The sequence below is a fragment of the Shigella sp. FC1967 genome, from assembly GCF_001743005.1.
In the GTDB taxonomy this organism is placed as follows: domain Bacteria; phylum Pseudomonadota; class Gammaproteobacteria; order Enterobacterales; family Enterobacteriaceae; genus Proteus.
In genome coordinates this window covers 1-5,134 of the sequence record NZ_MIIZ01000668.1, presented here as the reverse complement: position 1 = coordinate 5,134, position 5,134 = coordinate 1, and the positions used below count along the sequence as shown (strand labels likewise).

Annotated in this window: 7 protein-coding genes; 1 reads left to right on the top strand and 6 read right to left on the bottom strand. The window is 38.1% G+C overall.

The features are described 5' to 3' along the window. Nucleotides 1-109: 109 nt before the first annotated feature. The 3 genes from BHE89_RS09275 to BHE89_RS09265 are packed head-to-tail and all read right to left on the bottom strand — an operon-like array spanning nucleotide 110 to nucleotide 3,401. Complete coding sequence (locus tag BHE89_RS09275; RefSeq protein WP_128860422.1) at nucleotides 110-1,273, bottom strand: DUF4056 domain-containing protein; 1,164 nt, start codon at nucleotides 1,271-1,273, stop codon at nucleotides 110-112. Beyond that, nucleotides 1,273-2,415, bottom strand: a complete 1,143-nt coding sequence (locus tag BHE89_RS09270; protein WP_069366929.1) for a BamA/TamA family outer membrane protein — start codon at nucleotides 2,413-2,415, stop codon at nucleotides 1,273-1,275. The genes BHE89_RS09275 and BHE89_RS09270 overlap by 1 nt, the downstream gene beginning before the upstream one ends. Beyond that, complete coding sequence (locus BHE89_RS09265; protein WP_069366928.1) at nucleotides 2,415-3,401, bottom strand: hypothetical protein; 987 nt, start codon at nucleotides 3,399-3,401, stop codon at nucleotides 2,415-2,417. The genes BHE89_RS09270 and BHE89_RS09265 overlap by 1 nt, the downstream gene beginning before the upstream one ends. A gap of 362 nt (nucleotides 3,402-3,763) precedes the next feature. On the opposite strand from BHE89_RS09265, the gene BHE89_RS09260 reads away from it, so the two are divergent. Further along, nucleotides 3,764-4,225 (top strand): regulatory protein RecX, encoded by a 462-nt coding sequence (locus BHE89_RS09260; protein WP_069366927.1) that lies wholly within the window; start codon nucleotides 3,764-3,766, stop codon nucleotides 4,223-4,225. Nucleotides 4,226-4,266: 41 nt separating this feature from the next. Here BHE89_RS09260 and BHE89_RS09255 read toward each other — a convergent pair whose 3' ends face one another. The 3 genes from BHE89_RS09255 to BHE89_RS09245 form a co-directional block, all read right to left on the bottom strand. After that, nucleotides 4,267-4,581 (bottom strand): hypothetical protein, encoded by a 315-nt coding sequence (locus tag BHE89_RS09255; protein ID WP_128860421.1) that lies wholly within the window; start codon nucleotides 4,579-4,581, stop codon nucleotides 4,267-4,269. A 117-nt stretch (nucleotides 4,582-4,698) separates the two neighbouring features. Continuing rightward, nucleotides 4,699-4,914: a hypothetical protein gene (locus BHE89_RS09250; RefSeq protein ID WP_128860420.1), complete on the bottom strand. Its 216-nt coding sequence runs from the start codon at nucleotides 4,912-4,914 to the stop codon at nucleotides 4,699-4,701. Beyond that, nucleotides 4,911-5,134 (bottom strand): helix-turn-helix domain-containing protein (locus tag BHE89_RS09245; RefSeq protein ID WP_141008282.1); only part of this gene is annotated, 224 nt, incomplete at its 5' end. The genes BHE89_RS09250 and BHE89_RS09245, both read right to left, overlap by 4 nt.

Here is a 5,134-nt window from a genome sequence, read left to right as displayed (position 1 = left end):
CAAAAAGTGCTTTTTTGTCATAAACTTAAATTTATCTTATGAAAAAAGATGTGACTTAACCTAAATTTAGTAAAAATAAGCGTTTTTTAATGTGTCAATTTTTGTTTTGTTATTTAGTCAGTTTTTTGTTGTTTTTTGGTCTAGTTTTATTATCAATTTTCACGTACTTTTTTCTGTTAAATTCAGTAAAATCCGCCTCACGCCAGTAGGTTTTAGGATGCGGTAAATTTTCCATATCGTCGGTTGGCCAAAGCTGAAATTCTGCTAATTGTTCTAGAACATAACCAGAATAAGCACTAGGTAACGTGAGGTAATGAGGCGGTGTTATTTCCTCGAAAGGTAACACGGGATAGCGCTGGTCTGAGATGTGATAATCACGCATTAAAACGAGAAATTTATTGGGAACTCGTTGCTGACTATCCCACCATTGTCCATCAATAACATCAAACCATTGTTGTGTTACTTGGCGAGGTTGAGCTTCTAATTGGTAAAGCGCAGAAGGAATAATACCCTGCATTGATTGATTATACTGTTCAAGGCTGGTGGCGTGACCATTCAGGATCAACGTGAGTGAAAGCCGCGCACCAATTAAGTTGGAGTAGAGATCTTCAGGTGAAAATGCAGAGATACCTTCGGAGAATCCCGGCACTGAACGAAAGCCATACCACTGTGCAATTTCATGCCATACCGCAAGGCGATAACCGAGGTGTGCGGCAAGATAAGCGCTTAAGGTATAACGTTCTAATTCGTTTTTAGGGGGCGTGAATGCATTAAAGTGGATTTTACGTTGTGCTAACTCATTACTGAGCGTTAATGTCCACGCTTGACCTAATTTTGGATAGATATGACTAAAGAGATAATAAGTGTAATCCGCAGTATCACGAATATGGGCGATATCAAGAAATCCCCCTTTGCGGGAATAAATTAGACCAGATTGTTCACTTCCTAAGCCTAAGACGGCTGCGGTTCCTAACCAAAAACTGTCGTTATAACGATGATTGCCTAGTGCAGAGGCCTCAACAACGTTATTAATACGATAAAAGGGAATAGGAATTTCGAACGCTTTAACTTTTAAGTTGTAACCAAAAGCACAACAAGGTCTTAAGCCATTGGGGGCTGTTAATGGTGCAGGTGTTTGCCAACGTTGAGTGGCTTCTTCGTGAGTCACACTATCAATATTGGCATGCAAAGATTTAACCGGTGTGACGTGAGTACAACCCGCAATAAATAAGAAGAGGATAATGGTGTTGATAAAAAGAAACCGCTTAAACATCAAAATGCTTCACCTACTTGAAAATAGAATCCTGTACTTTCTTTACCGATACCAAAATCGAGACGCACATTCATACGTGGTTTAAACTCAAATCGATAACCCACCCCGACACTGGGTAACCAATGACCTTTACCTAAATCACGCGCTTGGTCGCTTAACGTCCCCCCTCCAATCCAAAGTGCAATGCCATGGCGCCAATCCAGTTTTTGGCGATACTCTAATTGGGTTGAAAATACATGATTATCTTGATATCGCCCTTCATAATAACCGCGCATTTGGTGACCATTACTTAACTTAGAAAGTTGGCTCCAAGGCAGATCGCCTGATGTGAAGCGGGCATAATTATCAAAAGCTAAAACCGCACTGTCACTTAAAGGATAATAGTAGTTATATTGCATTTGTGTCACATTAAAGCGGTTATTACTCCCTGTATCAGGAGAATAGTGAGTATAGCTAATATCAAATGCCTGCCCTTGACGCGCATTAGGTAAAAAATCACGGCTATCGTAAGTAAAGCGGACACTTAACCCTGAGCTTGTGGTGCGTAAGGGTAAATCGCGCTTTTCCATATACGCTTTAAAGGGGACGTCTGGGGTTGCAGCCTGTAAATTTGAATAATCCCACCCTAAGCCTATATAGGTGTTTTGGGTGATTTGGCGCAATAAAGTCGGTGTTAAGTGCAACTCTTGAGAGCGGTATTCACCAAAATGATCTTTAACACGGCCTTCGTGATAACCTTCTCCCCAATAATTGGTTGGCACATTGTTTAACGAGCCAGTGAGATAAAAGCGCCACGTATCATCCGCAAGATAAGTGTAATTGCTAAAGGTCATGCCAAAAGCACCTGTCGAGGAACCAAAGCCACTTAACGAGAAAGAAGAGATTTTGCTATCAGGGCGACTATCGGCTTGATAAAGACCAATAAGAGCGATACCGACACCTAATTCTAATTCAGGCGTATAGAAAGGCCCTGGTAAAATACCCCAGTCGATAGTTTTACTGCGGTCGAAACTATTTTCTCCCCCTAAGCCCACTAACCATTGGTCTATTTGTTGTCTATCAGGGAAGAGTTGTGCTTGTGCTGTGTGTGAAGTAAAGAGGCTGGCAATTGCCAGCCCCAAAATAAAAGGGTATTTAACCATTAAAAGCGGAACTCACCGGAAACAAAGAAGCTATTACGGTTATTAAAACCGAGTTCTGTAATGACATTAAAGTTACGAGTGACTTCTAAACGTGCACCCACAGTTTGGCTCCATTTATGAGCAAGATGCTGTTCAACATCGAATTTCATACCAGGATCATCTAATGCTTGGATTAATCCTGCAAATGCGGGTGGAAGGTTTAATTTATTAATATCACCTTTAAAACGCTGGGTAATATCTTGGTACATCGCCCCTGTCCAGACTTGCAGCTTAGTATTACCTTGTCCCGCAATTAAAGGCTCAAAGACAAATTCATAACCGACACGAGGTGAAATAACCAAGGCTTTAATATCACCATCCAAAATATCAAGGTTCGTTTTGGTGTAGTTTAAATCAAAAGTAGCAAAGTATTGGTTATAACCGCCCGCTAAAGTAAAACCACCACCATAAGTATCACCTTTAAAATCGAGATCAAAAGGCATACCTTCGATAAAAGCTAAAGGGAAACCTAGAAAAGTACCGCCATTGAGCGTTGTTTTTGACGTACCTTTAGTGCGCCCATAAAGTCCATAGACATTCATAAAAGGGAATACCCAGCTATCGAGTTTTAGCATATGGGTTTCGCTTTTTTCTCGTGTATGACCGGCATCTATTTTTAGTGCGCCTGCTGTTTCTGGATTTTTAGGCATGATAAAGCCAATTTTATCCACGACGATATCTTGACGTAGATTCATATAGTTATAACCAATCCCAAAAGGCTCAGGAATATCATAACCACGGGCACGGGCTTCATCACCCCAAATCGGTAAAACACGAGATTGGCTTGCTGGGGTACGAGTATCTAATGAACCTTCATTATTTAAAGCAGTACCACCAGACTGGCTAACACTTAAAGAAAGCAGTGGGCGATCGCTATCCGCGTAAGAGAAGCCAGTTGCAAGAAGAGTGGCGGCTAATACCACCTTATTTAAATTGGAAAAGTTCATACATAACCCACAGAAAATTAAAAAAGTAAGTAGTAAAAGAGTAGCCGGAAATTTTAATCTTTTTCTTATTAATGGTCACCATCTATAAGTGCGATATATGGTAATTAATGCTTTTATTTTGCATTATCATAGGATCATTAAGACTTGATTAAGTAAAAAGCCTTATTTTTTCTCAGTTAATCTTAATAAAAAGAGGTCGATTAAAATTATAAAAGAGAATGATAATTCTTCTTTTAGTTATTGCTGTTTTATTAGGTTCTCTTTATTAAAGATTAAATTAACGTCGAAATAAGCTATTTCGATGATAAACCGTTATGATAATAGACATAATTTCACATGGACTCTTTTAATAAAGGAACGTTATGACCTATCAAGAGCTTTATCAGTACGCTATTTTTATGCTCTCTCGCCGTGATTACGGCACAATAGAGCTACAACGTCGCCTAGCACGAAGAATAAGAGAAAGCGATAGAGATGCACAAACTGTCACTGATGAGGCATGTTTACCTCAAGTGATGGAACATTTATTAGAAAATCATTATCTTGATGATAATCGAACTGTTTATGCTTTTTTTCGCAGTTATTTAAATAAATCTTATGGTCCTTTGCGTATTCGCCAAGAATTGCGAGCAAAAGGTTTCCCTAGTGAAATTATTGAACGTCTCTTTGAAGAAGATGAAACCGACTGGTACACCCTTTGCCAAGAGGTTTATGAAAAAAAATTTGGTGGCGCTAAACCCAAAGATTTTAAAGAGAGAGCCAAACAAATTCGTTATTTGCAATATCGTGGATTTACTTCTGATTATATTAATGCGCTGTTTTAATCGATTAACGTAGCGCCATTGCGATATCGGCTAATTTTTTATCATTCTCTTTTTTTAAAATAGACTTTTTGATGTAAGAAAATATCAAAAGGAAAAGGAGACCGTATAAACTGCACTTCATCGTTTGTAATGGTTGAAATATAATGAATATTTTCAGGCATAAAACAGTAACCCGCCCCTTCATCAACGCAGTGTAAGACATCCGCCATTTCTGTTAAACCTAAAGTATGATATTGATAACCTTGATTTTTTAGCTTATCTAAAATCGTTGAAAATATGGGGTTTTGCAAACTGCTGCTTCTTTGTATTAAGGTTTCTTTGGCAAAAAAATGTTTTGGTATTGGGATATTGTTCAAACAGTTTTTTTACTCACCAATAAGCCGACTTTTTGTGTGCATAAGTTAATTGCATTGATATTTTTTTTGTGGATAGTCAAAACTCAAGGGACGAAAATCACAAGATCAAACTCTTTATCAAAAAAGTTCTTCTTTAATATCATCAATATAACCATCTTCTAAAGAGAGGCTATATTGATTATTCTTTTGTCGGATCTCCAATATTTTTGTTTTTAAATCAGGATAATAAAGGCCATCTGATTTTATAGACAGTAATGTTTTATCTCCGTTTGAATTCAATATCTGATTTTCAATTTTTCTAATTTTTTCATAATAAGGATATAAAACGTTCATAAAAGCGTTTTTCCCGCAGGGGTAAGATCCATCCCATTTTTAGAACGTTTAATCAGTGATTTACCGATTTGGCTTTCGAGTTCATTTATACCGTGGCGTAACGCGGATGGGGTCACATTGATTTGTTCTGCTGCTTTGACTAGGCTTTGACAACTGGCGACGGCAAAGAACTGATTTATTTTTCGTGAGAAAAACATGCAGATGTTCTCCATATTTATTT